Genomic DNA, 26009 nt, shown 5'->3' on the forward strand with positions numbered 1-26009 from the left:
TGCTCTTGGAGACTAAAAATTATTTAACAAGGAATTAACGTTCAGTAGGCTTTAATTCTGCAATGGTGGTTTGTACCGGAAAGCGGAAAACCGCGAATATTGCTCTTACAGTAAATGCAAACATTGCCAGTGTACCAACCGCAAAAATAATATCCCCTGGAATTCGTAGCCACACCGTCCATCGCATCCAAGGGCTGGTAATGACTTCTGCACTCCGTGCAAACCAAGTACCATGATTTACTGACTCGACGAGTTGATAAAAACCATTGGGAATTAAACCAAAAACCAACATCACGACCAAACCACCATTAATTGCCCAAAACGCAAAACGCAGTAACTTTTCATTCCAAGCATCTTCAGGTACAAATTCGCGAAAAGCAAATAGCATGAGTGCCAAAGCAAGACAACCGTAAACCCCAAACAAAGCAGAATGGGCATGAATTGGCGTCGTATTTAAACCTTGCGAATAGTAAAGAATAATCGGGGGATTAATCAAAAAACCAAACACACCCGCACCAACTAAATTCCAAAAACAAGTAGCGATGAAAAAGCGTAAAGGCCAACGATAAAATCCTTCAGCTTCCTGCGACAGTTTTAGTGTTTTTAACACCTCAAAACCTATTAGAGATAATGGAACAACTTCTAATGCCGAAAATACCGCCCCCATCGCTGCAATAAAAGATGGTGTACCAGAAAAATACAAGTGATGCAAAGTTCCAATTACGCCGCTACCAAGATATAAAATTGTCGTTAGATAAGTAGCTCTTAGCGCCGAAGAACGCTTCAAAAAGCCTAATTCACTGCAAAGATACGCAATAACAACTGTAGCAAATACTTCAAAAAAGCCCTCGACCCAGAGGTGAATCACCCACCACCGCCAATATTCAGCAATACTCAATGGTGTGTGATTAGTATACATCAACCCAACTGAATAAAATAAAGGAATTGTGATCGCACTATAAAGGAAAAAATGACTTAAACCAGTGGGGTTTTTCTCTTTTTGCAAAGCAGGTTTAAATGCACGATACATCAACCATAACCAAAAGGTCATACCCGCAATGAGCAACACTTGCCAAACTCTTCCTAATTCGATGTATTCATAGCCTTGGTGTCCCCACAAAAAACTACTTTTTACATCCAAAACTCCTGTTACTGCTTCCCAAGTACCAATCATCGAACCACCGACAATGACAGCGAGTGCGATGAGAAGAATTGTGTTACCCAATGCTTGAAATTTAGGCTCAAAACCACCAAAACGCGGAGCAAAGTATAATCCTGCTGCAAGCCAACACGTTGCAATCCAAAATATAGCTAATTGCAAGTGCCAAGTGCGAGATGCGGCATAAGGAAGAAATTGATTTAAAGGAATTCCGTAAAATCCTTCTCCTTCTACAGCATAGTGTGCAGTAAACATTCCCATGAGAATTTGTACCAAAAACAACACCATAGCTACGCCAAAATATAGCGAGGTCACTTTTTGGCTAGGAGTCGGAATTCGGACTGCGGGGCGTGCTGGTACTGGTTGTACTTCGTCAGATTCTTCTTGCGCTAAATAGACTAATAAAAATATGCCAATTCCGGCAATGAGTACGACAATTGATACGATTGACCAAATTAAAAATTGTCCTGGTGGTTGATTACCAATTAAGTCATCATGCGGCCAATTGGCGGTATAAGAAAATGGTGCATTTGGTCGATTCGCTGCCGCAGCCCACGCTGTCCAAGCAAAGAAAGCTGTAACATTATGAATTTGTGTATCGTCTTTAAACCATCCATCAGGAATTGAGTGAATCGCAGAACCGCGTGCTAAGAGTTTTTGGTAATCTTGAAAGACCTGTTTCAAACCTTGAGTTTGAGCATTTGTGAGAATCAAATCATGTGTTTGTGGATCGTATCGATTAGTTTTAAAGTGTTCGCTGACTTGTGCTTGTAAGCTAGCGCGTTCTGGTACTGGTAAAGCTTCTAAATCAGCTTGCGAGAACTCAGGATTTTCGTTGAATAAAACTCCCGCAGTGGCTAAACCCCAGCGGTGAAGAACATCAGCCGTCCAATCGGGTGCTAAATAGCTTCCATGCCCCCAAATACTACCGATATGTTGTCCGCCACGCGCTAGATAAATTTCTTGTCCGGCTTGAATTTCTGGTTGGGTTAGTATGATTTCTTGTTGAGGAGAGCGAATTGTTGCTGGTACGGGTGGAGCATTTTTCCAAATAATTGCCCCAGTTCCTAATAAAACAGAAAAGGCAATGATGCAGATTAAAACTAGCCACACTGGTAAGCTTAATTGGCGTGTTTTGCGTGGTGTTTTGGAGTGGGAATCTATGAGTGTTGATGCCATAGCGATTAAAAGTGTGTGGATGGGAAGTGATTGAGTTAGTGTTTTGCAATGCTAATTCTGTAGGTTCAAGTTTTATATGAGTTTGCTCTGAGGGTTGGGTATTTTTTGATACGAACCACAAAGTACACAAAGAAAATAAGAAAGAGAGATTTTTGTGGATAGTGAATTATTGTGATATAAGCGTCATTACCAAGTAGATTTGTTTGACAAAGATCGCATTTGGGTTGTTAGTAGCGATAGATTGTGAAGTGATTGAAGCGATGGTGTAGTGATAATTTTATACATAGACAGAAATACCATTTCAGCTACCAACTCAAGGCGGCGCATACAACAGTATCTGTTGATTTTGATTGGGTATTCCTTAGCCATTCATCAAATTCTGTTAATAAAGTTTCTGGTAAATTTCTTACCATTGCCACGATCGCTCCTACAAGATCATTTTCGGAAAGTTGTGCAGGTAATTTTGCTTTGAGTTCATTTGAGCGAATGCAGTTGAGGAAGCCACGAATTAAAACTGGTACATCACTTGTAGGAGTGGTGTAAATTAAAGCTTCGTTATCGGCTAACGAGGTTTGACGAAACTCCTGTAAGTCACCCCAACCTAAGTAACGACACTTAACAAAGTTGTTAGTACTCATGCTTTTAACCCCAGTCAGGTTTGACGTTCTTGCGTTGCTTGAGATAGCGGTCAATATCCATCGCGGCGATGCAACCATCTCCAGCGGCTACAACTGCTTGTTTAAAAGGCGTGTTGCGAATGTCTCCGATTGCCCAAACTCCTGGGATGCTCGTTTGCATCATTTCACTAACTTTAACGCCGCCATCTGGTTTGAGTTCAATCTGATTGCCGAGAAAATCAACGATCGGTTTGGCTCCTTGTAAGTAAACAAAGACTCCTTCGGCGGGAACGTGTTGCGTTTTCTTATCGCTCATCAAGTACAAATCAACGCCTGTAACGCCACTGTCGTCGCCTTCAATGGCGGATAAGCGGGCTTTTTTCCAAAGCTTCACTTGAGGCTGAGCGAGGAGTTCTTGCGCGTATTCGTTGCTTCTGGCAGGATCTTTAGCAGTTACCCAATGCACAGTCGCCGCAAATTTTGTTAACACTTGCGCTTCGGCGATCGCTTCATGACTCATTCCCACAACAACAACATCGCAATTACGATAAAATGCAGCATCACACGTTGCACAGTAGCTCACACCTCGACCTAGAAACGCAGTTTCACCAGGTATGGAAGGCGTACGCCCCATTGCTCCCGTTGCGAGTACCAGCGATCTTCCGATAAAAGTTCCTTCGGGCGTGTAAACTTTTTTCTGAGTATCTTCAGCATCGATGCCAAAAACTTGAGCCTGTTTATAGTCAGTTCCAAATTCAATCGCCTGCTGACGCATCACGTCGAGTAATTCACTTCCTGTGACTTCACCACGCACCCCTGGATAGTTAGCAATTTTGTGCGTAATCGCCAGCGCACCCGCCGAGGGGTTTTTATCCAAAATCACTGTTTTTAACTGATAACGGGAAGTGTAGAGCGCGCAAGTACAACCAGCAGGACCGCCACCTACAATTACTACGTCATAATCAAAGTTATCCATCGCTATTAACAGTGTGAATTCATCGTATCGAACACTTTTGAGCAGTTACTGTTAATCAAGCAAAAACGAGTTTCGGTTCTGGCGCATGTCCGAGATAGAGATGTGCAGCAGACTTAAGAACAATCTCAGAGTAAAGAATTTTTTGAATCTCTAAGCTGGGAGAACGCTTGGCGATCGCTCGGTATGCTGTAATCTCACCTTCAAGACTAAAATCAGAATGCGTTTGATAGTGATCGTAGTCATGAACTGCTAGAAATGCAAATCCGTAGAAGGGATTCGGGTAGAAATCTGCGCCGTAGGTTTCCATGGATACCCATAAGTGTCCTTTTTCAATGTCTGCGTATAGTTCCTCTACTGTGTCATACCGCATATACTCTGAGGCTTGAACCGCAAACGGCAGCGCTCTAAATTGATTCATGATGAAATCAATAAGCTCATTAGTAGTTTCTTCAGAAATCTCAGCAGAAGAACTTTCTAAATAAATTTTGGCGAGTTTCTCGGTGTTAGGTGCCATAAAAGCCACCTCCTACGTCAGGTATCGAGATTGCATTTTGAGTTGCATCTGTAGTATCTCTAGCCTGACAAAAATTCTTAACTACTTTTATGAGCTAGCTCATAGATGCTTTACTTTAACATCACTGTTGTCACTACTTGTACAACACAGCCTCTTTTAAAGTTGTGATGCGATCGAGAATTTTATTAATTTCTGCTGGTGGTACATGATGCACCTCTAATGCTTCACTTAGGTGTTTAACAATCGCATCAAAGTGCTCTGGTTGCAAATTTAAACCTGCGTGTGCTTTTTCCATCGAGCGTCCTGTGTAAGGAGTAGGACTACCAAGCGCAAATGAGATGAAAGCAGTCTGGTGACGACGCTGTTTTTCCATATCTGTATGTGCAAAAAAGGAATTAACAGTATCGTCTGCTAAAACACGGGTGTAAAAATCATCTACAACCTGTTTAATAGCCTGCTCTCCACCGAGTTTCTCGTACAATGTTGTTGCTTGCATATTTGTGCCTCAAGTCATCAATAATTGGCTGAAAAACGTAACTTAATGGCTAGTAACTGGTAACTGGTAGGTCATTGGTAGCAATTAGCCCTCTTCGCTTAGCTGTTGGCGTTTGTGTGGCTAAATACTAGTTGCCAAGCTGCCAAAAGCTTTTCAAGTTCCCCATTACCCATTACCTATTACCAATTCCCCTAGTTGCTCTGTGTAATCTTTTCAGATAGCGTGAGGAGGAATGCTAGATTCTCTGTTGCTTTTAGTGCATGAGGTGCATGAGCAGGCATGAACACAAAAATACCTGGTTGTAAAGCGATTTCTTGCCCTTCAAGGTTTAATATTCCTTCACCTTCAATCACATTAATTGTGGCGTTGTAAGTAGAAGTATGTTCAGATATTTCTGTATTCGCTGCCAGACAAAATAGCGTATATTGACAAGCGTTGTCTTTTATTAATACTTTGCTAAGAACTCCAGTATTAGGGTATTCAATTTGTTCTCGCAGTTGGATTTTCGCAGACACACTAGTATTGATGGTAGAAGTCATAATTTCTACTTAAACATGAGTTGGTGGATTATTTAAAAATTACTGAGCAGTAGCACAGATGAGGATATAACCTAATTCCTCATTGTATTTGTTGAAAACACGCCGCATTTCTAAAACTCGTTTACGGATCGGTTCGCGAGTTAGAATATTTCCTAAAATTCGTAGCGTATTAAAAACCCCTTCATCCTGAAACATTTGTCTAAAATTTAAGAGACTCATTGCTCCAGTCTGAACTTTTTCGACGTGCAAGCCTGCACTTTCATAGGTATTAATCCAGTTAGCTTCAGAAAGTGGTGTTGCATTAACGCGAATAACTTGTGCAAGTTCAGCGCGAATTTGTTCTTCGTTGTCACGCGCTAATAGTTCATGCGAGAGAAACTTACCGCCAGGTTTGAGGCGATCGCGCACTCCTTGCAAAATCTTAGCCTTCCCTGGTGGAGATTGCATTGTCAGGATAGCTTCGGCTAAAACATAATCAAACTGTCCTGGTATTGCGTCGAGATGGAAAATGTCACCCTCGATGATTTCGATTTGATTTTCTAAGTTTGCAGCACGAATATTGTCACGCGCTTGGCGGACACTTTCAGGTTTTTTCTCGACACCGACAACTGTGACACCATATCGTTGTGCAAGCGTGATCGCGCTATAGCCAAAACTCGCTGCGAGTTCTAAAACTGTCTCACCTGGTTGAAAATTCGCCCACTGAAGTAGTTGTTCTGTCGCTATTCTCCCACCAGGACGTAGATATTTTTTACCTGCGGCGGCAAGAACTTCGTGTCCAGGTGCGGTTTGCATGAGGGTAGCCTTGGTCATCTCGATTGACCCTCTCAACTCAACTATCCTCAATTTGCCAGGAATTTATGGTTTCGTCTTTGAGCTAGCTCATACTATTGAGTGGTAATTGGTAACTGGGAAAAGGTGTCTTTCAGGATCTAACTATTGGTTTCGATATCGTACAACTGGCACAAGGTACGTAGCTTTGCAGTGAGGCGATCGCGCATCGACTCTGGAGATACAATTACGCAATCAGGTGCATACTGCATAACTTCACGCAAAAACCAAAAGCTAGAAGTCACTTGTCTAACAACTCGGCGTATTCGCTGGTTATCTGCTAACCACTCGACAATCGTATCTTCGGGTTTGGCTTGATACGCAAATGCTAAGCCTTCTAATAAGTGCATTTCAACTTCAATACGATCCAACTGCGATCGCCAATGACCTGCAACAGGAATTACTGCTGCATCTGTAATCCGATCTAAACGTAGACTCCAATTATGAGCGAGTTCGGGTATGTCTGAGTTGCCTTCTTCTTCACACCAGCAATCGAGGTACTGGCGTTTTTCGTGTAGGGTAATTTTGCCACAGCGCACAGTGAAGTTCCAGATTCGTTCCGCAGCATCTTGATAGGAAAGCTGAAAAGGCTGATGACGTAGCAGGTAACGGTCAATTTCTAACCGCCAAGCTGGAGGAAGATTCTCTAAAAAGCGCTCGATATCTCGGCGTAAAGGTAAGGACACTTCGCTGCGTTCTAGTAGTAAGTTGGCAATAATTTGTGCTTGTTCTACTTGTCCAGTATCTGTTAAAGCTTGAAAAGACCTGGCTAATGCCTGAATACGTTCTGAAGACCAATTGCTGTTGGAAGCAATAAGTAATTGACGACGGGCAATCGCTTCGACAAGTTTTGAGATATTTGGGCGATCGCCCCACAGCATACCCAATTCACGAGCGATCGTTTCTAGCTGCGCTTTATCCCGCTCTGAAATTGATAGTGTTATTGACTGACCTTTACGACTCATTTTATACGGACACTTTACACGAATTTGATCTTGTCAATCTCTATTTTGCGTGCCAAGATGATAGGCAACAACAAAAAACGAAAACTTACGGACACTATTTAAGTATATGTCCAATTATTGTATTACTCTCAAGCCTGTGTATTCTCAAACGGTTCCCACTCCAGAAGGCGTGAAACTACCAGAGGATTGGTCACTTTCCTGGCATCAAGCGGCAACTCTAGAGGCATTACGCAATTACGATGTAGTTTTTAATACGGCAATGACTGGTGATGGCAAAAGTCTAGCTGCCTATCTGCACGCGATGACAAGTCGTATCTCTACTTTGGCAATGTACCCGACGAACGAGTTGGCAAGAGATCAGGAAAAACAAGTACACAATTATAAGGACAAATTCCAACCAAAACACGATCCGCAAATTTATCGTTTGAATGCAGCAATCTTAGAAGATTTCATTATTACAAATAAACTACCTACAAAACAGTCAGGATTAATTAATCTCTCAAATCAAGCAGAAATTCTGCTAACTAACCCTGATATTTTTCACTATATCCATGATTTTCGTTATCTCAGACGTTATAAAAAGGGTGATAAGCTTAAGGGAGAAAATGCCGACAAGTTATTTAGAAAAATAGACGATAATTATAATTTGTTCATTTTTGATGAGTTTCATGTTTTCTCTTCTCCACAAGTTGCTAGTATTTTTAATGCTATTTTGCTAATTAAACATACAACGACTCCTGGAAAAAAGTTTTTATTTTTATCTGCAACACCAAGCGAATTATTGCAAGAGTTTTTGACAAGATCGGGAATCAGTTATAAAATCATCAATCCAGTTTCTCAAAATGCTTATTGCTTTTCGCCTACTAATGACAACTGGCGACAAATTAGTCAATCAATTACCTTGAATTTTCCTAAAGGTTTAGAACCAAGTATGCGTTCTAGTTATGATTGGCTGCAAGAAAATGCAAAGTCAGTAATTTTGAAATTCTTTCAAGATTATCCTCATAGCAAAGGGGCAATTATCCTTAATTCAATTGCTGCTGTTAAGAAGTTAAAGTCATATTTTGAAGAGATTTTTGAGCCATTAGGATTTAAGGTAAGGGAAAACACAGGTTTAACGGGTGAAACCGAAAAAGCGGAATCAGTTGCTGAAGCAGACTTACTATTAGGAACTTCTACGATTGATGTAGGAGTTGATTTTAGAATTAACTTTTTGGTATTTGAGGGTGCTGATGCAGGTAATTTTATCCAACGCTTTGGCAGAATTGGCAGACATCCAGGTTTTCCTATCTATCAAGCCTATGCACTCGTTCCTCAGTTCATTGTTGAACGGTTATTTGAAGTTGAGTCGCATCCTTTACGAGATGGCGAAAATTATGACCGAGTAACTTTTACAGAAGCAATTCGTTTGCATTACCCTTTCGTGAATGAATTTAGACAGTATCCCAAACGCTGGGGTGCGATTCAATCAGCTTGTATGCATCAAGAATTAAAACCACTTTCTTCACAGTATCCAGAGACAGCAACAAATTTTAAAGAAGATGTTGAAAATGCATTTGATGTTAATATTTGGCACAAGTATAAACAAATTACTCAATGTTTGGAAACGAGTAAAAAGAATAAAAAGATTATTGAAGAGGCGCGGAGTTTTCGGGGAAGCAGTCAGTTAGATTGTGCAATTTATGATGCTACAAACCCAAATGAAGCAGAGCATGAACGCTTCAAAATTTATAACTTACCAGGTATTCTCAGTAATTTTATATTCGAGTGGATGAACAAAGCCGAATTTATGCGTCAAGCAGAAGCTTTTGGAGTAAATACCACTCGAATCCAAGAGACTTTGTGCTGTTTGCGGTTGACTGGTTATCGAGATGTACGGGAAGACTGGCGGTTTTACTATCCAGAAGATATCAGCGAAATTGCTGCGTTGGGTAAAGTGCATGTTTTGCAAGGTTTAGAAATATACCAACCACATGGTAGCGGGATTAATAGAATCAGTGATGCGGTGTCAAATCGAGGTTTGGTGTGCTTCATTTCAGATCGCGATCGCACTTATCTACGAGCGAAGTTAGGTTTACCTATCCACTTTCAAGCATATCCTCTAGCTGACAAATACAGTAGCAGCGATCGCAGGTTACCACCGTACACCATTGCTTTTGGTAAATCTGCATTACTGCTAGAAACTCTACTTTGGTATTGGAAACCTAAGAAGAATGAAGGATGGATTTGCTAAAAATTTTACAGATCCGAATGTCTGTTTGGGAAACTTTGTATTAAAAGACATCGGATTTAGGTTTCCTTAATATTAGACCTGCTAGCTGGTGGAGAAGCTAACGAGAACAAGGTTTAATGTCAGTCACAGCAAAATTGTGGATTATCCAACAAAAAACTATTCAAGATTATCAACAAGAGGAACAAGATAAATGAGTGAAGATAACTTCGAGGAGTTTTTAGAAATTTCCAACTTTGATAATGACGATGAGGAGCAAGATACTCCGCTTCAACGGGAATTACTCACAATTCGCTTATTTAAAAATGCAATTAGAGAAGCAGCAGGCAACGAAGACGATCTTATTATAACAAGTTTTGCTGAGAATGTTTTACCTAATTTGATTCATCAGTTAGTAGGAGCAACTGCTAAAGGAGGTCAATTTACTGAAGATCGTAAAGCTGAGAATAAAAATGTTGAACGTAGCAAGCACGATCAATCTTTTATTTCACATTTATTGAATGGCTTGTTTCCTACCTATCGCATTGTGCGAAAGCTTAGATCAGTAGATATAGGTACAAATCGAGTGAAACGTCAGTGCGAAGAGTTAGAGATTCGGTTATTTATTGCAGCTTACATTCTGCACGATTTTGATAAATTTCCTTATTATTCTAACTGGCTTTTAACGACATCTGATAAGTTTGTAAACCGTGACTGGCGTAAACAACCACCTCATAAATCAGATGCGCTTAACTTTGGACGTGGATTTGTTCGAGAAAATATTATCGTATTTGGGTTAGATAAATTCTTAGGAAAAGATTGGGAAAGCTACATTGATGATGTTGTCTGGCTGAGTCATAATGCAGGGGAAAAATATGATAGCGATCGCGGATTAGAAGTACGTGGTTTACAATGTCGCCTTGATACTAGAGTAAGAGGAGTTTTGCAAACTCTCGTGCGAGTCGCAGACTTATTTGCATCGGTAATCAAATATCCCCAAGATATAGAAAGTAATCGTCACAGTGACGGTTTACCAGAATTATTAAACGACTTAAGTCACGGACAATTACAGTTTAGCTACCATGCTTTATCTGACAATCGGGGTGTCCTCACAAACATTTTAAATAACGCCTTAATTGATGCTCATCCAAAAAAATATTACATACCATTATTATATTTATCTAATGGTGTTGTCTATCTAGCTAATGTTGATGCTCCTGCTATTAATACTGATGATATTTCCGCTCAAGTTATTGCTAAAATTAAAAGCCTTTGTAGTAACCAGTTGACTAAAAGACAAATAGGTTTTAGTAGAGATGGTAAAGGCTTAAAGTTTGCTGACTACTACTGGCTATTTTTCAGTGTTGATGAACTAATGAAAGTCAGCATCAATGCTGCTTGTAGAATTATTCCTGATACTAAAGTAGCATCAGCTAGTAAGCGTAGCCAAAGCCTACAAAATTTTCAGAGAAATGGTGATTTATCACGTGGTTTAAATTTAGTATTTGGCAATGAAATTCAAATTGATAGATTAGCAGAATTTGGCGATACTTTGTGTCGAGGTATATGGGGGAAATGGTGCGATCGCGCTAAAGAATACCAGAAAAAGTTTTCAAAAAATCAACGCAAAGTAATCCCAGATTTAGACCTTACTCAAAAATTAGCTGAATATTTGGGTTTATCACAGGAACTAACTGCTATCAAACAAATTCAATCATTAAAGAAAACTGGCGGTGTTCCGCTTGATTGGTACTATCTAGCAGCTAAATACTATGAAAACAATCCAGGTAAAGATTTAGCACAAAATATAGAGCTAATGGAAGGTATGGTAACTTGTGCAGCTAATCTTATTCAGCCAATTATAGCAGAGTTGGAAATTCCTGATGGTTGGGATGATTTGCGAACTTACGTCAACAGAATAATTTCATTACCTACAGGAGTAGTTATTGAACCCAAACCAGAGCAATTTTTAGTGGAGTTGAACCGATATCATGCTGCTAAAGTTACAACAGGAAGAGGTAGAGAAAATGTGTGCGCGATGTCTAGTTCTGCTTATACTGTAACTGAACAAATGGAATCAGCAACTTTATTTGCTCCCCAAGTTTACAGCAACCGCCAAATTTTATTTAACACGCAAGCAGCGAAACGGCAAATTTGCTCAATTTGGTCAATTGAAATCATGTTGCGGCAAATTTTGATGAGTAAAACAAATGCTACTGGTGCAGATTTTGAAAGTCAAAAATATCGGTATCTCTATCTCTACCCTACTTATTTCTTTACGCCAGAAACTAATAAATTTCTTCAAAAAGCTTACAATTCAATTGCTCAAACTCGCTTTGATGCTGAACTGCGCAAACATTTCGTTTCTAAAGAACAAGTTGCTAATTTTACAATAAATAACTACCAGCAAGTTGATGATTTATTGATTAAGCAGAATATTCAACCAGAAGATGATCGTACTTTTAAGATAAATTATCCTGAAGATGAAACTTTAACTTTCTTCTTTATCGGTTTACCACCAGGGCGCGATCCAACTGATACCGAATCGTGGATAATGCCGGCTTGGTTAGCTTTAACCTTGCCCTTGGTGATGGATGTTAAAGTTGTGGCATCTGAATCACCTGTACCACCTTTTATTAATGGTGCGGATTTTGAACAAACAACTTTACTCGATGGTGAACATCAAGCTATTCGTTCTTTAGTTAAGAAAGATAGCTATCGATTGGACAGTATTCTACCACGTGAATCACAAAAATTTTCTCCCCTAAATGCACTCACTGCTGCTTACTGTATTCACTTAGAAGTTAACCGGAAAAAAGATGGTAATCCTGACTGGGGTAAATTAGGAGATTTAGCACGCGACTTAGAAACTAATCCTTTGTATGTTTTTCATTACCTGAATAAATGGCTAAGAAAACAGGACAAAATTGAAACTGTACCCATTGCCAAAATTCGATTGTATTTGAATTTTTACTACTACTTTGAACCCGAAGGAGACAAAGTGAATCAACTACGTCAACTTACTCAACTCTTCCGTCGATTTTATCGAGCTAAGAGTCAGTACGCCAAAGCAAATGCAATTCTTAAACCAATTGATGAAGCAGCTAACGTAATTTTGAAATTTGATAAAACTTTAGCTAATGATAATCAATGTCTCACAGATGTTGTGTATGCACGTGTAGCAAAGCTAATGAATAATGTAAGACGCGGTGCGGCTGAGGGAAAACCTACTTTAAAATTAGTTGATGGCAAATGGAAACCTGCTTTAACCCCAGAAGAGGAACGTCAAGCCGTTTATGCGTTTGCTGAGTATTTTGTGAATGAGATTTTTGAGGGGAGTTTTAAAGGCGATCGCGCACGTTTAGCAGGTACACAACTAAATTTGATTCGAGATACCTGTGAATATTTATACCGCCTTGAAGACGACAAAGAACGTCAAGAACGGAAAGTGGTTGAACCAGACGAAATTTCTGATATTGAAAATTCAGAAGTAGCTTAAGTTTTTACTAACGTAATCTTATAGGAGACAAAAAAATGCAATTTCTCAAAACTGTTGATGCTAAATTTTTCCACAACGAAATTCCTGCTAAACCGATGGGTAAATATGCTCATTTTATTACTATTCGCGTGACTGAATCTTACCCATTATTTCAAACTGATGGCGAATTAAATAAAGCAAGAGTCCGTGCTGGAGTTAACAATCCAGAACCAATTAGCCGCTTAGCAATGTTTAAACGCAAACAGTCTACACCGGAGCGTTTAACTGGGCGTGAATTATTGCGCAACTATCAGATCGGTGATTGGGAAAAGTGTGACTACAACGTAGATTTTAGTAAAACTACACCTGACTGCATTCTATATGGATTTGCGATTGGTGACTCTGGTTCAGAAAAATCCAAAGTTGTAGTAGACACAGCTTATTCAATTACTTCCTTTGATGATTCACATCTAAATTTTACGCTCAACGCACCATTTGAAAACGGCACTATGAGTCGTAAAGGAGAAGTAACCAGCCGTATTAACAGTCAAGACCACATCTTACCGCAAATTTTCTTTCCAAGTATTGTGACACTAAAAGATCCTACAGAAGCAAGCTTTCTGTATGTTTTTAACAACATTTTACGAACACGTCACTACGGAGCGCAAACAACTCGTACTGGTAGGGTTCGCAATCAATTAATTGGAATCGTATTTGCTGATGGTGAAATTGTAAGCAACTTACGATGGACACAAAAAATCTATGACTTGCTTCAAGATAAAGGGCAAATTAATCCTCCTGATCCACTTAGTGAAGATGATGTTTTACAAGCTGCCAACCACGCAATCACTGAATTAATGACTCAAGAGTGCATCTCTCATAGCGACTTCATTGGTGATAATTTCCAGCGTCTATTAATTGAAGTTAAATCAATTACTGGCGATGAAAACAGACTGAAAGAATTGTTAAATAAAGCGAATACTGAGTCATCTACCTATGCAAAGCAGTACATTCTTAAGCCAGAAAAAGAGAAGAAAGCTGAGAATAAAACTAGAGCAAGTGCAGCTAAGGAGTAAAACAAATGGCTTTAATTTACCGCTGTCAATTAGAATTACACGATAGCCTCTACTATGCAACTCGTGAGATTGGAAGACTTTATGAAACAGAGCCAGTAATTCACAACTATGCTCTTTGTTATGCGCTGGGTTTAGTTGATAGCGAAGTTTACTCTACTACAGTTGCAGAAGAACATTCATATCGTTACTTTTGCCCTGAGCAAATTCCTAAATACAAGGAGCATTTAACACCACTTAATCAGCAAGGAATTTATGTAACTCCAGCGCGTTCAATCGAACATACTGCTATGCTCAATACCTGGAAATATGCTAATAACAACTACCATGTTGAGATGGAAAAGACTCAAAAGAATATTCCTAGTTTTGGTAGGGCAAAAGAAGTTGCGCCGGAAAGTCTATTTGAGTTTTTTGTAATCTGTCAAAAGGAAATTCAATTACCGAAATGGATTCGCCTAGGCAAGTGGATGAGTAAAGCAGAAGTAAAGCAGTTAGATTATTTAGAAGTAAAAACTTCAACCACAGAAGAAAACTTTACTTTTCCTTACCCGCTCAATCCGTTAGATGTGATGTTCACCCATCAAATTATTAATTACGATGTGGTAAATATGCCTCCTGTTAGCTTGATTCAAAATATCCGAATTCAAGGGCATTGCTATCAGTACAAGCACTTACAAATCCCTGCTAGAATGCAGTACCGTTTTCACGGATAAGTTACTCGACAGTCACTGAGGAGAAATTGATAAAGTCAAAGAAGTCTACAACTGTGGACTTCAAATAGATTTTTGAAAACAAAATAAATTTGGTCTATGTGTTTATTCGCTCAATATGCTTCACACCTCAATTCTTAACTTACTTTCCCAATCTCCTATTTAACCTAGACACCTTAGTGGTAAACATCTCCATATATTTTTAACCTTGATTAGTTCTATCGATAAAACATTAAAAAACTCATCCCTCTGGAATCCACTTTGAAATACTATTATCAACACCCCAATGCCTTTTCTAGTAATTACCTCAAAAATCTGTGTGGAGAAATTCGAGCTTGCTCTTACTTTGCTGTTAATAACCTCAACCGCGATTTTGTAAATACAAAAGGATTTTCAGTGGTGTTTCAGCGATCGCACTTGGCAAAAGTAGTGCAGCAGTTTCCTTTCTTCAAGTCTTATCTAGATCAGGCTCTTCTACCAAATTGTAATGCTTTTTACCTCAATCCCTTACTACTCAAGGAAGGCTCTCGCGTCGATCCACATATTGATCGCTCGCTACGTTCCTACTGTAAAACTATTGAACCACCTGCGATCGTTAGCGTTCTTTATGTGCAAGTACCACCCGATTTACAAGGAGGAGAATTAGTATTGTGCTGCAACAAACGCCAAGTTGGGCAAATTAAGCCGCAAACGAATACTTTACTTTATTTTCAAGGTGACTTAACTCATTCGGTTAATGCTGTGAAAACTCCAGGAACTCGCCTGAGTTTAGTTTGCGAACAGTATAGTTTAAACGAGGTTGAACTTTCAGAAATTCCGCAGTTTACCGTGGAGTCAAGAACTGCTCAGTCTAAAACGAAGAAGAGATATGCCTCATAGCTTAGTTTTAAATCTACTGCCTCAATCACCAATTTACCCCGCGTATCTGAGTGGAAGACACCTTCATGCTTTGTTTTTAACGCTTGTAAGTTCGGTAGATAAAACGTTGGGCGATCGCCTTCATGCTTCTAGCGCCGATAAAGCCTTTACTCTTAGCCCATTACAAATAAACAAATCAAAACATAACTTGCAATGGGAACATCAACAACTGATCCCTGCTGGTACTCCTTGCTGGTGGAGAATCTCTTTACTCGATGACACTTTATTTAACAAACTTACCCAATTATGGCTAAACCTCAATCCAAAACATCCTTGGCATCTTGGTTCGGCTGACTTACACATTACTAGTATTTTAGGTACTCCCCAGTCAACGCAACCTTGGGCAAATGCGGCTACCTACGCACAATTATACGAGCAAGCTTCTGATATTGAACGCGAACTTGCCTTTCGCTTTTACACTCCTACTTGCTTTCGTCAAGGTGAATTTGATGCTGCTTTACCGACAAGAGAATGCGTTTTCAACAGCTTACTCCATCGTTGGCAAAAATACAGTGGTATCAGTTTTGACCCTGATCTAACCGCAGTTATATTTCCCAGTTATTTCAATATTTCTACTACAATGATTGCGGATTCTCGTAGTAAATTTATTGGTTGTGTTGGAGAAATAACCTATCGAGTTTTAGGTGAAGTTGAGCCAGTAATTATTAAACAAATTAATACACTAGCTGATTTTGCACTCTACTGCGGTGCAGGTAGAAAAACAACAATGGGAATGGGAATGCTGCGGAGAATTAGACTTACAAAATAATTACAAGAATATGCATGATACCGATTATATTCCGATTGCTGCTCTTAATCAATATACCTACTGTCCGCATCGATGTTGGCGGATGTTTTGTGCAGGTGAATTTAGCGATAATGCTTACACAATTGAAGGCACTAGCTTACACGATCGCGTTCACACATTAGGAGATGGACACCGTGAAGAAACTTGGCAAATTCGCGCGATTTGGTTGAAATCTGAACGCTACGGTTTAATTGGCAAAGCTGATTTAATTGAATCCACTGACGGTCATTTTTATCCGATTGAATACAAACGGGGAAAGAAAGGAGAATGGGATAACGATGAAATGCAAGTTACCGCACAGGCGCTTTGTGTAGAAGATATGACAGGTTCGCCCGTAACGCAAGGATACGTTTACTACGCCCAATCACATCAGCGGCAATTGGTCGAAATAACGCAAGAATTACGAGAGGCTGCGATCGCCACTATTGAAGCTGTTCATAATTTACTCGAAACAGGCAAAATGCCACCAGCAATATACGGTCAACGTTGTACGGGTTGTAGTTTATATTCGCAGTGTTTACCGCAAGCCACTGCAAAAGTTCAACGCTATCAAGAAGCTAGTTAATTTTATTCTTAATCAATATGGGTACAGTTTACATTACACAACAAGATGCTTTTATTGGTAAAACTGATGAGCGTTTGAGTATCAAAGCGAATAAACAAACACTATTAGATGTACCATTAATTAAAGTAGATGGTGTTGTAGTTTTAGGACGCGCTACAGTTTCTCCGGCTGCTATTTCAGAATTTTTAGAACGTCACATTCCTTTAAGTTTTCTCACAGCTACAGGGAAATATCTTGGACGTTTAGAACCCGAAGTCACGAAAAATATCTTTGTTCGTAAAGCGCAATGGCAAGCTATTGGAGAATCTACACAAGCAGTACATATTGTCAAGGCTTTTGTGCGCGGGAAACTCAAAAATTACCGCAATGCATTATTACGCGCCCAACGCTCAAATACCGAACTTGACTTAAATAATAGTATTACACGATTGGAGCAAGCGATCGCACCAATTGAAAACACAGATACAATTCCTTCATTGCGTGGTTTAGAAGGTGCGGGTAGTGCTGCATATTTTGGTAGCTTGAAGCAACTTATTCGTGCAGAGGGTTTTACCTTTACAGTCAGACGCCGTAGACCGCCGACTGATCCTGTTAATGCTTTACTAAGTTTAGGTTATGCTTTGCTTCGCCATGATGTGCAAAGCGCGGTGAACATTGTCGGATTTGATGCTTATCTGGGATATCTGCACGTTGAACGCTACGGTCGTCCTTCTTTAGCATTAGATTTGATGGAAGAATTTCGACCTTTAGTTGTCGATGCCGTTGTGTTGTCTGCATTGAATAAGCGATCGCTGCTACCAACAGATTTTACTACTGAACCGCTAAGTCATGCCGTATCGCTGACTCAAGAGGGGCTGCGAACATTTTTGCGGCTGTACGAACAGAAGAAACAATCAAAATTTAAGCATCCGGTATTAGGACGACAGTGTACATACCAAGAAGCATTTGAAATCCAAGCACGGTTACTAGCAAAATATCTGATGGGTGAAACAGATAAGTATCCTCCTTTGATACTCAAGTAGAGGAGGCGATGAAATGTATATCGTTGTGTCTTACGATGTTTCTGAAGATAAGCGCCGCACCAAGATTCACTCAATTCTCAAATCTTACGGTCAGTGGGTACAGTACAGTATTTTTGAATGTAACTTAACTGATAGCCAGTATGCGAGAATGCGATCGCGTTTATCTAAACTCATTAAAGCCGAAGATAGCATTCGATTCTACTTTCTGTGTGGATGTTGTCAAGGTAAAGTTGAAAGACTTGGTGGAGAACAACCACGCGATGAAACCATCTTTTTTGCTTAGGTGAAACATTATTTGCGCGGAAGGGTAGCTGTTTATCCTAGCTAAGCTTAAAAAAGTCATGAGAGCCTTTATATAGAAGCCATACAAGCTCCTTTATCCTAATTCTAGATCCGCGCAACTTCTCAAACCTTTATCAAATCTAACTTCTCGCTTGTAGTCTCACTAATTTTATTTATGTTCTTGACTTTAAATGCTATAGTTATGTCTATATCGCGCAACTGCACCATGAAAACTACATACTGTAAACTTTTCAGCCACGTGATTTCAATTAACATAAATCCTTATCAGGGATTGAAACTATCTTGGAAGAATTCGAGCGGGCTAAGCCTTTTTAATTTCAATTAACATAAATCCTTATCAGGGATTGAAACTTTCAATGTTTGGACAGCAGGTAAACCCACGCTGAATTTCAATTAACATAAATCCTTATCAGGGATTGAAACAGCCTGCTAAATCGCTACTGTAAGGCGCTCCGTAATTTCAATTAACATAAATCCTTATCAGGGATTGAAACATGGCACCTCTATTCCTCTCAGTTCGCAAACGATGGGGGTATTTCAATTAACATAAATCCTTATCAGGGATTGAAACACTAGCACCACCTTGTTTGGGTACTTTAAAAAACTTAGCATTTCAATTAACATAAATCCTTATCAGGGATTGAAACTTCGTCTTCTGGTTTCTCGGTGGCTACTTCCACGTATTTCAATTAACATAAATCCTTATCAGGGATTGAAACTCTAACTGCCTCTGTGCCTGTCTTTCCAGAGTCACATTTCAATTAACATAAATCCTTATCAGGGATTGAAACCCAGGAGCATGAATACCCGCAGGTGGCATAACAGCAGGAGCGAAGATATTTCAATTAACATAAATCCTTATCAGGGATTGAAACCCAGGAGCATGGGGAAAGAGTATTTATCCGTTGGGAATTTCAATTAACATAAATCCTTATCAGGGATTGAAACATCGATTAAATCCGCGATCGCATCTAACCAGTTATTTCAATTAACATAAATCCTTATCAGGGATTGAAACCCCAGATTTATCGGTTTGTTCCACAGCGATCGCATTTCAATTAACATAAATCCTTATCAGGGATTGAAACGTCGCTGGGGTACGCCGAAATCGCAAGCATCTAATGCATTTCAATTAACATAAATCCTTATCAGGGATTGAAACAATTTCGCGCTGCTGCATAAGCTGGGAAGATTTTATTTCAATTAACATAAATCCTTATCAGGGATTGAAACTTTGAGGAACCAGAGTTAGCGTCTGCTTTAGTAGCATTTCAATTAACATAAATCCTTATCAGGGATTGAAACAAAACCCAATACAGGGCAAAAACCAGCCGCGATCGATTTCAATTAACATAAATCCTTATCAGGGATTGAAACCGCTTAGGGCAGTTTGTAGCACGCAAACTGGGCAATTTCAATTAACATAAATCCTTATCAGGGATTGAAACCCTTACGGATTTAAGGGACTTGCAGCGAATGAACCATTTCAATTAACATAAATCCTTATCAGGGATTGAAACAGCCAATCTTTGTAAAACTGACCGCTATACCTGATTTCAATTAACATAAATCCTTATCAGGGATTGAAACTCGGCGGATTTAAATTTATGTCCTTAACTAAACGCATTTCAATTAACATAAATCCTTATCAGGGATTGAAACAAGCCCGTAGCATTGTATAAATCCTGGAAGCATACCCAATTTCAATTAACATAAATCCTTATCAGGGATTGAAACCTACTAGTTCAGGTTCGGACAACCACATCTTACATTTCAATTAACATAAATCCTTATCAGGGATTGAAACTTTATTTCCAAGGCATTGCGTACGGCTGCGGGAGTATTTCAATTAACATAAATCCTTATCAGGGATTGAAACTTATGAGCGTTCAAGCAGCAGCAGCAGCGATTGGGATTTCAATTAACATAAATCCTTATCAGGGATTGAAACGGATAGCTGACTTGGATCGACTAACTTTTTCCACATTTCAATTAACATAAATCCTTATCAGGGATTGAAACCTGGAGGTGTAGTACCTCCAATATAAACAGTAGTATTTCAATTAACATAAATCCTTATCAGGGATTGATACGCTACAAATTCGTCTTTTGAGCAGAAGAAAACTCAATTTAAATAAATATTTTCAGCAGTTGAAATCAAAAAAAGCGATAGATTTTGGCACGCTTTTATTTGTAATTAATACTATTTTTATATGCATATTGTTGTTTAATTCATAAAGGTTTATTGAGCATTGGCTCAAACTCTTATCTATGCAGATTTCTTTTTGTTAAGCTCTTAAGCTAGCTAAGACGGGCAGGTAGGAGGGAGATCGCTACGATCGCTAAAAATAGCAGAGCAGAAACAGTTTCCAGCGTTGCAACGTTTTGAATTCGAGTGGTTCGATACCAATCTTGCCGCACCAGAATCAAGCCCAACTTGAGCAGCACTATGCCAAAGGCGATCGCAGCGATCAGAGTCAGCCAGCCGATGTACCAAAGAACTCCAACAACTACACTTGCGATCGCATGATAAATCAACCCTGGAACAAGCGATGCAGTCTTGGGTTTGCGCAGTTTTACGGTAAAAATGGCACTGCTAAAAAACAGCGTGTTTAAGATCCACAAACCTATTACCGAAACCACCCAAGTTCCGGTTGTCGCAACATAGGCAAAAGGAGCAGCAAGGCAAACAGCAGCAAAGGTGAGTAGTTCATTCGTTACCGATTTCTGCTGGCGATAAAAAACCGAAATGGCATCAATCGCAAAAGCGGCGATCGCACCTAAATACAACCACAGTAACACAGGTATTTGCAGGTACAAATAAACCGCAAGACTCAATGCTATTGCAGTGTAAATTCCGCCCCAAACAAGAAATCGGGGTTTCCAACTGCGCCGTTGTTTAATTTGCAATACTAAAGGATGCTCTGCCTGAAATCCTGCAAAAGCACAAATCAGCGCTAGCGTTGTTGCTAACGTCCACTGTTGCGCTGCTGCTGCTCCAGTTAGAAATGACACAAATAGCACAACATAGACTCCATGCTCTGGTGAAAATGTAGGACGATACCAAATTGGAGCATGAGAAGTAGAAGTTTGTTGAATAGAGTTGGGTTGCGAAGGCGTCATTGACGTATCTCCTTAATGGCATTCACAAAATTGAAAACCAGTCAATAACTAAATCAGAACAGTGAGATGACGGGTAGATTTGCGACAACTTAGCGATAACCTCAAGCAACACTACCAATTTCAGAAATGTTCGCAAACTAATCGATGCAATCAGCGCTGTGATGCTTAAATGTAGGGGCAAAAGAGAGAGTGCAAGCACGGTATCCCTGTCTAGACAATGGCTCACAAGGTATGCAGAATAACCAGAAGCTTGAACAGTATCAGAATTAATTATGTCAGAGTTTGTTAATTTATTTGGCATAGTTGAGCGATCGCGCGGTAATTTTGTAAAATTGAATACAGAAATATTTTAATTGGGTTCCTCAGTTTGCTGTAGGGAAGTTTTTATTAAGTTAATGGATTTGAGACGGAGAACGAGTATGTCGCTTCAATCAAGCAATCAAATTTGTCGTTTAACACCTGCACTAGAAGGCGCGATCGCTGCAAGTTGGAATCCAGTTTGCCACATCACTTACACGCGCGATACTTGGGTTAAGCTGCTGCAATCGCCTAGTGAATACGCATTTGACGAAGCCAAATTGCTTTGTCAGGAATCCTCAGATACCTGGCTTGCCTGGGTACCGGATCATGGTGAAGTTCTTCTCGACAGAAGCGATTTCTATTGTTGATTGAAGGAATGAAATTGGTTAACAGCAATGAATACCGAGTCAGTTATCGATTGGGATGAAATGTTTGAGTATCTACCAGGAACGATTGTAGAACTCAAAAACAACCCAGGCATTTTGTATCGGATTGATTACTATGAAGCCATGATGGTACCTCCGATCTGGCTAGTTGGCGATCCGCGTCCGCGTTACCCAGGTGAATTGCGGATTGTATCGCGTCGAGAAGTACAAAGCTGTGAGTTAGAGCCACAACCGTCATTAGTGTAAGGTTTGTTTCAAACCGGAGTCTTTTCTGTCACGATTCATAGAAAGCGTAATTGGGTTTCAATAAGAAAGCTATGCTTAATTCACTTCAGACGCTCCAATAGAGTTCTTTGGCTTAAGTTAAGACTGGATCTGAAAAGATTCTTATCTTTGAGTTTGTATAAAGTCAGGCTGCCTCGCGTTGTTTCCTCACGGGTATTAGGCGATCGCGTGCGTTGCTCAAATTTTATTATATTAAGGCAATACTAAAACTGAGCTAGCTCAATAAACGAAGTAAAAATGTTTGACAGACTATAAATCACTAAAGTTTAACGGTTAGGAGAGTTATGCCAGCATTACAACGGACTGCATCAGCGACTTGGAATGGCACCGTAAAAGAAGGGCAAGGTCAAATTAGTGCAGCAAGTGGAGTATTGCAAAATATTCCCTACAGCTTTGCTACGCGGTTTGAGAATCAACCAGGAACCAATCCAGAAGAACTCATTGCTGCTGCTCATGCTGCGTGTTACAGTATGGCACTCACGCTGACGCTCAACCAAAAAGGATACCAGCCCCAACAGGTTCAAACCCAGGCTACGTGTACTATTGAATCTCAAGATGGAGGCTTCAAAATCACAAAAATGCAGTTAGAAACACAAGGTGATATATCAGGCATTGATGCTGAAACATTCAATCAAATCGCCCAAGAAGCCGAACAGATTTGTCCTGTTTCTAATGCGTTACGAGGTAGTGTGGCGATCGACTTAAAAGCTTCTTTAAAGTAAAAACCAGCTTTTGACAGAATTAAGTTCTGATACTGTTTAAGGATGAGCCTCCTATTTACGGAGTTTGAGTGATTCTTGTACCAACTTTAAATTACCAGCATTCTTGGTAATTATTATGTAAAAATTTTACGTACTTTCAAGCGATAGTACAATTTGTATCAACAACACAATTTAGTTCAAGGCTTCGATAGAGTTTGAAACCCTGAACTATAATAAGCACTCCCATTAAAATAATTTTTCTAAGGCACCTCAATCGGAATTAAAGTATTTTCTGGTAAGTAACTGCGAAAACTGCCTTCATCAGCTAGCACTAAGACCAACCGTAATGGATAATCTGGAGGCATTTGCAGATCAGCCCACGGTACAGCAATTTCCAAGCATTTGTTTAATGCTACAGAAGCGCGACTATAACGTGGGTGCCATTGATGATGTTCTCCAGCTTCCTGAAAATGAACTGACTGAGTTAGCAAATTAATTTCTAGCTGATGATGGTATAAGTAGTTGAGTGGAGCTTCATTGGGTATATCCTCTAGTGGCACTGGGCTGTTGTGCATAGTGCGATCAGGATAAAACCAGAGTAAGTGTAACTCTGAAGGCAAATCGCGCCCAGGTTGCACACCCTGTTTTAAATCAACACGCAGGTAGAAGTTTAGGTGGTCTACCCCATACCATAGACGCTGGATCGCACTGCTTTTGTGCATTGTTCCCCGTGCCCCACCGACTTCTAAGCGCCCAGCGCGATCCCAATCTTGCTCATCACCCATACCATCAATAACAGGATGAATAAAGCCTTGGGGTCGATGATCGCCTTGGACTTCATGCGATTCTACAGGTTGGCGCAAATATAGTGGAATAGGCTCATTTAGTGCTTGATAGATACCGCACAAATGTTCGCGAAATAGTTGGTCAAAAATAGCATCTTGATTTGAGGTATGACCTTCACCAAACCACCAAAACCAATCAGAACCTTCAGCAGCATACAACGCTTCCCAAGCTTCAGGGTTGTTTTCTTCCGTTGCTTCAGGATGTTTAGCAAGTACAGCCCTAGCTTCCGCTAGCATATCCCAAGCGCGATTCTTTGCAGGATCGCCAATCCACGTTGTAAAACTACCATCTACCCACGAACCGCTGTGTAATTGTTCTCCCAGAATCGTTGCAGTTGGGGGGAATTTTTCCAGGAATTCTGAAACAGTGACAAGTTTGATCTGTGGATGATCGCTGAGAGTTTGATATAAATTCTCTAAGAAAGGTTTACCATCTTGCGGGTAAAATTCCCAGCAGTTTTCGCCATCAAGCGCGATTGTGACTAACCACGGCTGATCGGGTTGACGGTGTTTATGCGAGTGCGCGATCGCTTCTAAGTGTCCGACTAAATCTGTCGCTGCTTGCTTGGGTGGCATCGAACCATAAGTAAAACCAATTAAATCAGATAACCGGTGGTCGCGAAAGACAATTGCTAAATCACCTGCGGCAGTTTCTAAACGATACGGACGATACAGCAACTCAGGTTCGCATACATTACCCGCGCCATCACGATGAAAAAAGTGGTGCAGTGTCCAGCCTAAAACAGCTTCATCCGAAACGATCCAGTTGAATCCTTGTTTAACAATATAAGGCAAAATTTCGGGACTCACCGACTGTTCTGAAGGCCATAATCCACGCGGTTCTCTGCCAAAGCGATCTTGATACAATTCCCACGCTTTATACAAGTGCCGAGGAATGTCTTCTGCCCACTGAAATCGGTGTTGGGGCAATGTCATATTTGGTACAGCAACGCGCCCCGAATTGGTATCTGCCAGTAACGGCAAAATTGGGTGCGTGTAAGGCGTTGTCGTGACTTCTAACTGCCCTGCGTGTTGCATATCTCGGTGCTGGGGGATAATTCTACCCAAGATGTCGCGTTGCTTAGAATAGATTCGCTGGCGATCGCTTAAAGTAAAATTCCGCCCTTGCTGTAACCACGCGGCGATTTCTGGATCGTCCCAAAAGAGCGGATCGATCCATGCAATATTGTGCCACGCCAATAAATCGCTATAATCTTGTAACTGCCAATTTTCTAAACACCACGCTTTGCCTTTATCTTGTCGTTGGTGGTACAACTCGGCATAACGCGGGTGCGGGTCAATTAACGTGTGGTGATTCGCGTCAAAAAAGTGTTCAACAATAAACTGTCGTTGTTCTTGCGAGAGTTGTTCAGTTGGCGTTAAGCTGACAGCTAAATACGGGTCAAAGGCCGTGCCAGCGATATAGTCTTCGAGTTGCAAAATCAACGAAGGAACCAAGTTGACAGTTTGATGCAACTTTGGATAGCGTGCTAGCAGTAATACTAAGTCTAAATAATCTTTTGTGCCATGCAGCCGTACCCAAGGTAGTCGGTATTGACTGTGTGCAGACAACGAAATGCTGCTATCTCGACCTTTGTACAGGGGCTGGTGTTGATGCCAAATGAATGCAACGTATAGAGGATGCGCCATAAGCTAGGGGCTAGAGGCTAGATATTACTAGGTTTATCAGGTAAGCCAGAAAAATATTATATTTTCTTAACCACTTTAGCCTAATTTGCTTTTCTAGTCCCTAGTCCCTTTTACCTATTGATTACAGTACTTGCTCAACTTCTGCAATTTCTGGAATCATTTCGCGTAAACGGCGCTCGATACCCATTCTCAGCGTCATTGTCGAGCTAGGACAAGCACCACACGCACCTTGAAGCCGTAACTTGACGACAGGACCATCTAATTCGACCAACTCGACATTACCGCCGTCAGACATCAGGTAAGGACGCAATTCATCCAGAACTGTTTCTACATTATCTACTGTCAGTTCCATTGATT

Annotated in this window: 23 protein-coding genes and 1 CRISPR repeat array; of the genes, 12 read left to right on the top strand and 11 right to left on the bottom strand. The window is 40.3% G+C overall.

Features of this window, described 5'->3' with window-relative positions:
* Positions 1-34: 34 nt before the first annotated feature.
* The 8 genes from GLO7428_RS22670 to GLO7428_RS22705 all read right to left on the bottom strand — a co-directional run bounded on the left by GLO7428_RS22670 (position 35) and on the right by GLO7428_RS22705 (position 7276).
* Positions 35-2338, bottom strand: a complete 2304-nt coding sequence (locus GLO7428_RS22670; protein ID WP_015190925.1) for a nitric-oxide reductase large subunit — start codon at positions 2336-2338, stop codon at positions 35-37.
* A 305-nt stretch (positions 2339-2643) separates the two neighbouring features.
* Entirely contained in the window at positions 2644-2976 is a 333-nt protein-coding gene (locus GLO7428_RS22675; protein WP_015190926.1) for a hypothetical protein, read from the bottom strand.
* A 4-nt stretch (positions 2977-2980) separates the two neighbouring features.
* Entirely contained in the window at positions 2981-3931 is a 951-nt protein-coding gene (locus GLO7428_RS22680) for an NAD(P)/FAD-dependent oxidoreductase (RefSeq protein ID WP_015190927.1), read from the bottom strand.
* Between the two features lie 55 nt (positions 3932-3986).
* Positions 3987-4445: a hypothetical protein gene (locus GLO7428_RS22685; RefSeq protein WP_015190928.1), complete on the bottom strand. Its 459-nt coding sequence runs from the start codon at positions 4443-4445 to the stop codon at positions 3987-3989.
* Between the two features lie 133 nt (positions 4446-4578).
* A complete protein-coding gene (locus tag GLO7428_RS22690; protein ID WP_015190929.1) occupies positions 4579-4941 on the bottom strand; it encodes a group 1 truncated hemoglobin in 363 nt (120 codons plus the stop codon).
* A 191-nt stretch (positions 4942-5132) separates the two neighbouring features.
* Entirely contained in the window at positions 5133-5480 is a 348-nt protein-coding gene (locus GLO7428_RS22695) for a cupin domain-containing protein (RefSeq protein ID WP_015190930.1), read from the bottom strand.
* A gap of 39 nt (positions 5481-5519) precedes the next feature.
* Positions 5520-6293, bottom strand: coding sequence for a cyclopropane-fatty-acyl-phospholipid synthase family protein (locus GLO7428_RS22700; protein ID WP_015190931.1), 774 nt, complete (start codon positions 6291-6293; stop codon positions 5520-5522).
* Positions 6294-6412: 119 nt separating this feature from the next.
* Entirely contained in the window at positions 6413-7276 is an 864-nt protein-coding gene (locus GLO7428_RS22705) for a YafY family protein (RefSeq protein ID WP_015190932.1), read from the bottom strand.
* A 106-nt stretch (positions 7277-7382) separates the two neighbouring features.
* Here GLO7428_RS22705 and cas3 point away from each other — a divergent pair, with 106 nt between their 5' ends.
* From cas3 to cas2, 9 genes are all read left to right on the top strand, one after another.
* Positions 7383-9509 carry a type I-D CRISPR-associated helicase Cas3' gene (gene cas3, locus GLO7428_RS22710; RefSeq protein ID WP_015190933.1) on the top strand — a complete coding sequence of 709 codons (2127 nt, stop codon included), beginning with the start codon at positions 7383-7385 and terminating at the stop codon, positions 9507-9509.
* 190 nt (positions 9510-9699) lie between these two features.
* Positions 9700-12984 carry a type I-D CRISPR-associated protein Cas10d/Csc3 gene (cas10d, locus tag GLO7428_RS22715; RefSeq protein WP_015190934.1) on the top strand — a complete coding sequence of 1095 codons (3285 nt, stop codon included), beginning with the start codon at positions 9700-9702 and terminating at the stop codon, positions 12982-12984.
* Between the two features lie 35 nt (positions 12985-13019).
* Positions 13020-14039 carry a type I-D CRISPR-associated protein Cas7/Csc2 gene (cas7d, locus tag GLO7428_RS22720; protein WP_015190935.1) on the top strand — a complete coding sequence of 340 codons (1020 nt, stop codon included), beginning with the start codon at positions 13020-13022 and terminating at the stop codon, positions 14037-14039.
* 5 nt (positions 14040-14044) lie between these two features.
* Positions 14045-14749 carry a type I-D CRISPR-associated protein Cas5/Csc1 gene (gene cas5d / locus GLO7428_RS22725; protein ID WP_015190936.1) on the top strand — a complete coding sequence of 235 codons (705 nt, stop codon included), beginning with the start codon at positions 14045-14047 and terminating at the stop codon, positions 14747-14749.
* A gap of 258 nt (positions 14750-15007) precedes the next feature.
* Positions 15008-15625: a 2OG-Fe(II) oxygenase gene (locus GLO7428_RS22730; RefSeq protein ID WP_015190937.1), complete on the top strand. Its 618-nt coding sequence runs from the start codon at positions 15008-15010 to the stop codon at positions 15623-15625.
* Entirely contained in the window at positions 15615-16433 is an 819-nt protein-coding gene (gene cas6 / locus GLO7428_RS22735) for a CRISPR-associated endoribonuclease Cas6 (protein WP_015190938.1), read from the top strand. Before GLO7428_RS22730 ends, cas6 begins: the two co-directional genes overlap by 11 nt.
* A gap of 10 nt (positions 16434-16443) precedes the next feature.
* Positions 16444-17037 (top strand): CRISPR-associated protein Cas4, encoded by a 594-nt coding sequence (gene cas4 / locus GLO7428_RS22740; protein WP_041918735.1) that lies wholly within the window; start codon positions 16444-16446, stop codon positions 17035-17037.
* Positions 17038-17054: 17 nt separating this feature from the next.
* A complete protein-coding gene (cas1d, locus tag GLO7428_RS22745; protein WP_015190940.1) occupies positions 17055-18059 on the top strand; it encodes a type I-D CRISPR-associated endonuclease Cas1d in 1005 nt (334 codons plus the stop codon).
* Between the two features lie 13 nt (positions 18060-18072).
* On the top strand, positions 18073-18342 hold the full coding sequence (gene cas2 / locus GLO7428_RS22750) for a CRISPR-associated endonuclease Cas2 (RefSeq protein ID WP_015190941.1): 270 nt from the start codon (positions 18073-18075) through the stop codon (positions 18340-18342).
* A gap of 261 nt (positions 18343-18603) precedes the next feature.
* Positions 18604-20455: direct repeats of the CRISPR family, unit length 37 nt; unit sequence ATTTCAATTAACATAAATCCTTATCAGGGATTGAAAC.
* 208 nt (positions 20456-20663) lie between these two features.
* Here cas2 and GLO7428_RS22755 read toward each other — a convergent pair.
* Positions 20664-21485, bottom strand: coding sequence for a YwiC-like family protein (locus GLO7428_RS22755; protein WP_015190942.1), 822 nt, complete (start codon positions 21483-21485; stop codon positions 20664-20666).
* Positions 21486-21904: 419 nt separating this feature from the next.
* Between GLO7428_RS22755 and GLO7428_RS22760 the strand changes: the two genes are divergently transcribed.
* From GLO7428_RS22760 to GLO7428_RS22770, 3 genes are all read left to right on the top strand, one after another.
* Positions 21905-22153, top strand: a complete 249-nt coding sequence (locus GLO7428_RS22760) for a hypothetical protein (protein WP_015190943.1) — start codon at positions 21905-21907, stop codon at positions 22151-22153.
* Positions 22154-22180: 27 nt separating this feature from the next.
* A complete protein-coding gene (locus GLO7428_RS22765; RefSeq protein ID WP_015190944.1) occupies positions 22181-22417 on the top strand; it encodes a hypothetical protein in 237 nt (78 codons plus the stop codon).
* 323 nt (positions 22418-22740) lie between these two features.
* The gene (locus GLO7428_RS22770; protein WP_015190945.1) at positions 22741-23178 is read left to right on the top strand and encodes an OsmC family protein; all 438 of its coding nucleotides are present in this window, start codon (positions 22741-22743) and stop codon (positions 23176-23178) included.
* Positions 23179-23417: 239 nt separating this feature from the next.
* Here the strand turns inward: GLO7428_RS22770 and GLO7428_RS22775 are convergent, their stop codons facing one another.
* Together GLO7428_RS22775 and GLO7428_RS22780 are read right to left on the bottom strand one after the other, a co-directional pair.
* A complete protein-coding gene (locus tag GLO7428_RS22775) occupies positions 23418-25652 on the bottom strand; it encodes a glycoside hydrolase family 57 (protein ID WP_015190946.1) in 2235 nt (744 codons plus the stop codon).
* 121 nt (positions 25653-25773) lie between these two features.
* Positions 25774-26004, bottom strand: coding sequence for a NifU family protein (locus tag GLO7428_RS22780; protein WP_015190947.1), 231 nt, complete (start codon positions 26002-26004; stop codon positions 25774-25776).
* Positions 26005-26009 lie beyond the last annotated feature (5 nt).

The organism is Gloeocapsa sp. PCC 7428 (genome assembly GCF_000317555.1).
In the GTDB taxonomy this organism is placed as follows: domain Bacteria; phylum Cyanobacteriota; class Cyanobacteriia; order Cyanobacteriales; family Chroococcidiopsidaceae; genus Chroogloeocystis.

Coding starts and splice junctions, on each gene's coding strand:
- GLO7428_RS22670 (WP_015190925.1), bottom strand. CDS start 2,338: ATGGCATCAACACTCATAGATTCCCACTCCAAAACACCACGCAAAACA.
- GLO7428_RS22675 (WP_015190926.1), bottom strand. CDS start 2,976: ATGAGTACTAACAACTTTGTTAAGTGTCGTTACTTAGGTTGGGGTGAC.
- GLO7428_RS22680 (WP_015190927.1), bottom strand. CDS start 3,931: ATGGATAACTTTGATTATGACGTAGTAATTGTAGGTGGCGGTCCTGCT.
- GLO7428_RS22685 (WP_015190928.1), bottom strand. CDS start 4,445: ATGGCACCTAACACCGAGAAACTCGCCAAAATTTATTTAGAAAGTTCT.
- GLO7428_RS22690 (WP_015190929.1), bottom strand. CDS start 4,941: ATGCAAGCAACAACATTGTACGAGAAACTCGGTGGAGAGCAGGCTATT.
- GLO7428_RS22695 (WP_015190930.1), bottom strand. CDS start 5,480: ATGACTTCTACCATCAATACTAGTGTGTCTGCGAAAATCCAACTGCGA.
- GLO7428_RS22700 (WP_015190931.1), bottom strand. CDS start 6,293: ATGACCAAGGCTACCCTCATGCAAACCGCACCTGGACACGAAGTTCTT.
- GLO7428_RS22705 (WP_015190932.1), bottom strand. CDS start 7,276: ATGAGTCGTAAAGGTCAGTCAATAACACTATCAATTTCAGAGCGGGAT.
- cas3 (WP_015190933.1), top strand. CDS start 7,383: ATGTCCAATTATTGTATTACTCTCAAGCCTGTGTATTCTCAAACGGTT.
- cas10d (WP_015190934.1), top strand. CDS start 9,700: ATGAGTGAAGATAACTTCGAGGAGTTTTTAGAAATTTCCAACTTTGAT.
- cas7d (WP_015190935.1), top strand. CDS start 13,020: ATGCAATTTCTCAAAACTGTTGATGCTAAATTTTTCCACAACGAAATT.
- cas5d (WP_015190936.1), top strand. CDS start 14,045: ATGGCTTTAATTTACCGCTGTCAATTAGAATTACACGATAGCCTCTAC.
- cas6 (WP_015190938.1), top strand. CDS start 15,615: ATGCCTCATAGCTTAGTTTTAAATCTACTGCCTCAATCACCAATTTAC.
- cas4 (WP_041918735.1), top strand. CDS start 16,444: ATGCATGATACCGATTATATTCCGATTGCTGCTCTTAATCAATATACC.
- cas1d (WP_015190940.1), top strand. CDS start 17,055: ATGGGTACAGTTTACATTACACAACAAGATGCTTTTATTGGTAAAACT.
- cas2 (WP_015190941.1), top strand. CDS start 18,073: ATGTATATCGTTGTGTCTTACGATGTTTCTGAAGATAAGCGCCGCACC.
- GLO7428_RS22755 (WP_015190942.1), bottom strand. CDS start 21,485: ATGACGCCTTCGCAACCCAACTCTATTCAACAAACTTCTACTTCTCAT.
- GLO7428_RS22760 (WP_015190943.1), top strand. CDS start 21,905: ATGTCGCTTCAATCAAGCAATCAAATTTGTCGTTTAACACCTGCACTA.
- GLO7428_RS22765 (WP_015190944.1), top strand. CDS start 22,181: ATGAATACCGAGTCAGTTATCGATTGGGATGAAATGTTTGAGTATCTA.
- GLO7428_RS22770 (WP_015190945.1), top strand. CDS start 22,741: ATGCCAGCATTACAACGGACTGCATCAGCGACTTGGAATGGCACCGTA.
- GLO7428_RS22775 (WP_015190946.1), bottom strand. CDS start 25,652: ATGGCGCATCCTCTATACGTTGCATTCATTTGGCATCAACACCAGCCC.
- GLO7428_RS22780 (WP_015190947.1), bottom strand. CDS start 26,004: ATGGAACTGACAGTAGATAATGTAGAAACAGTTCTGGATGAATTGCGT.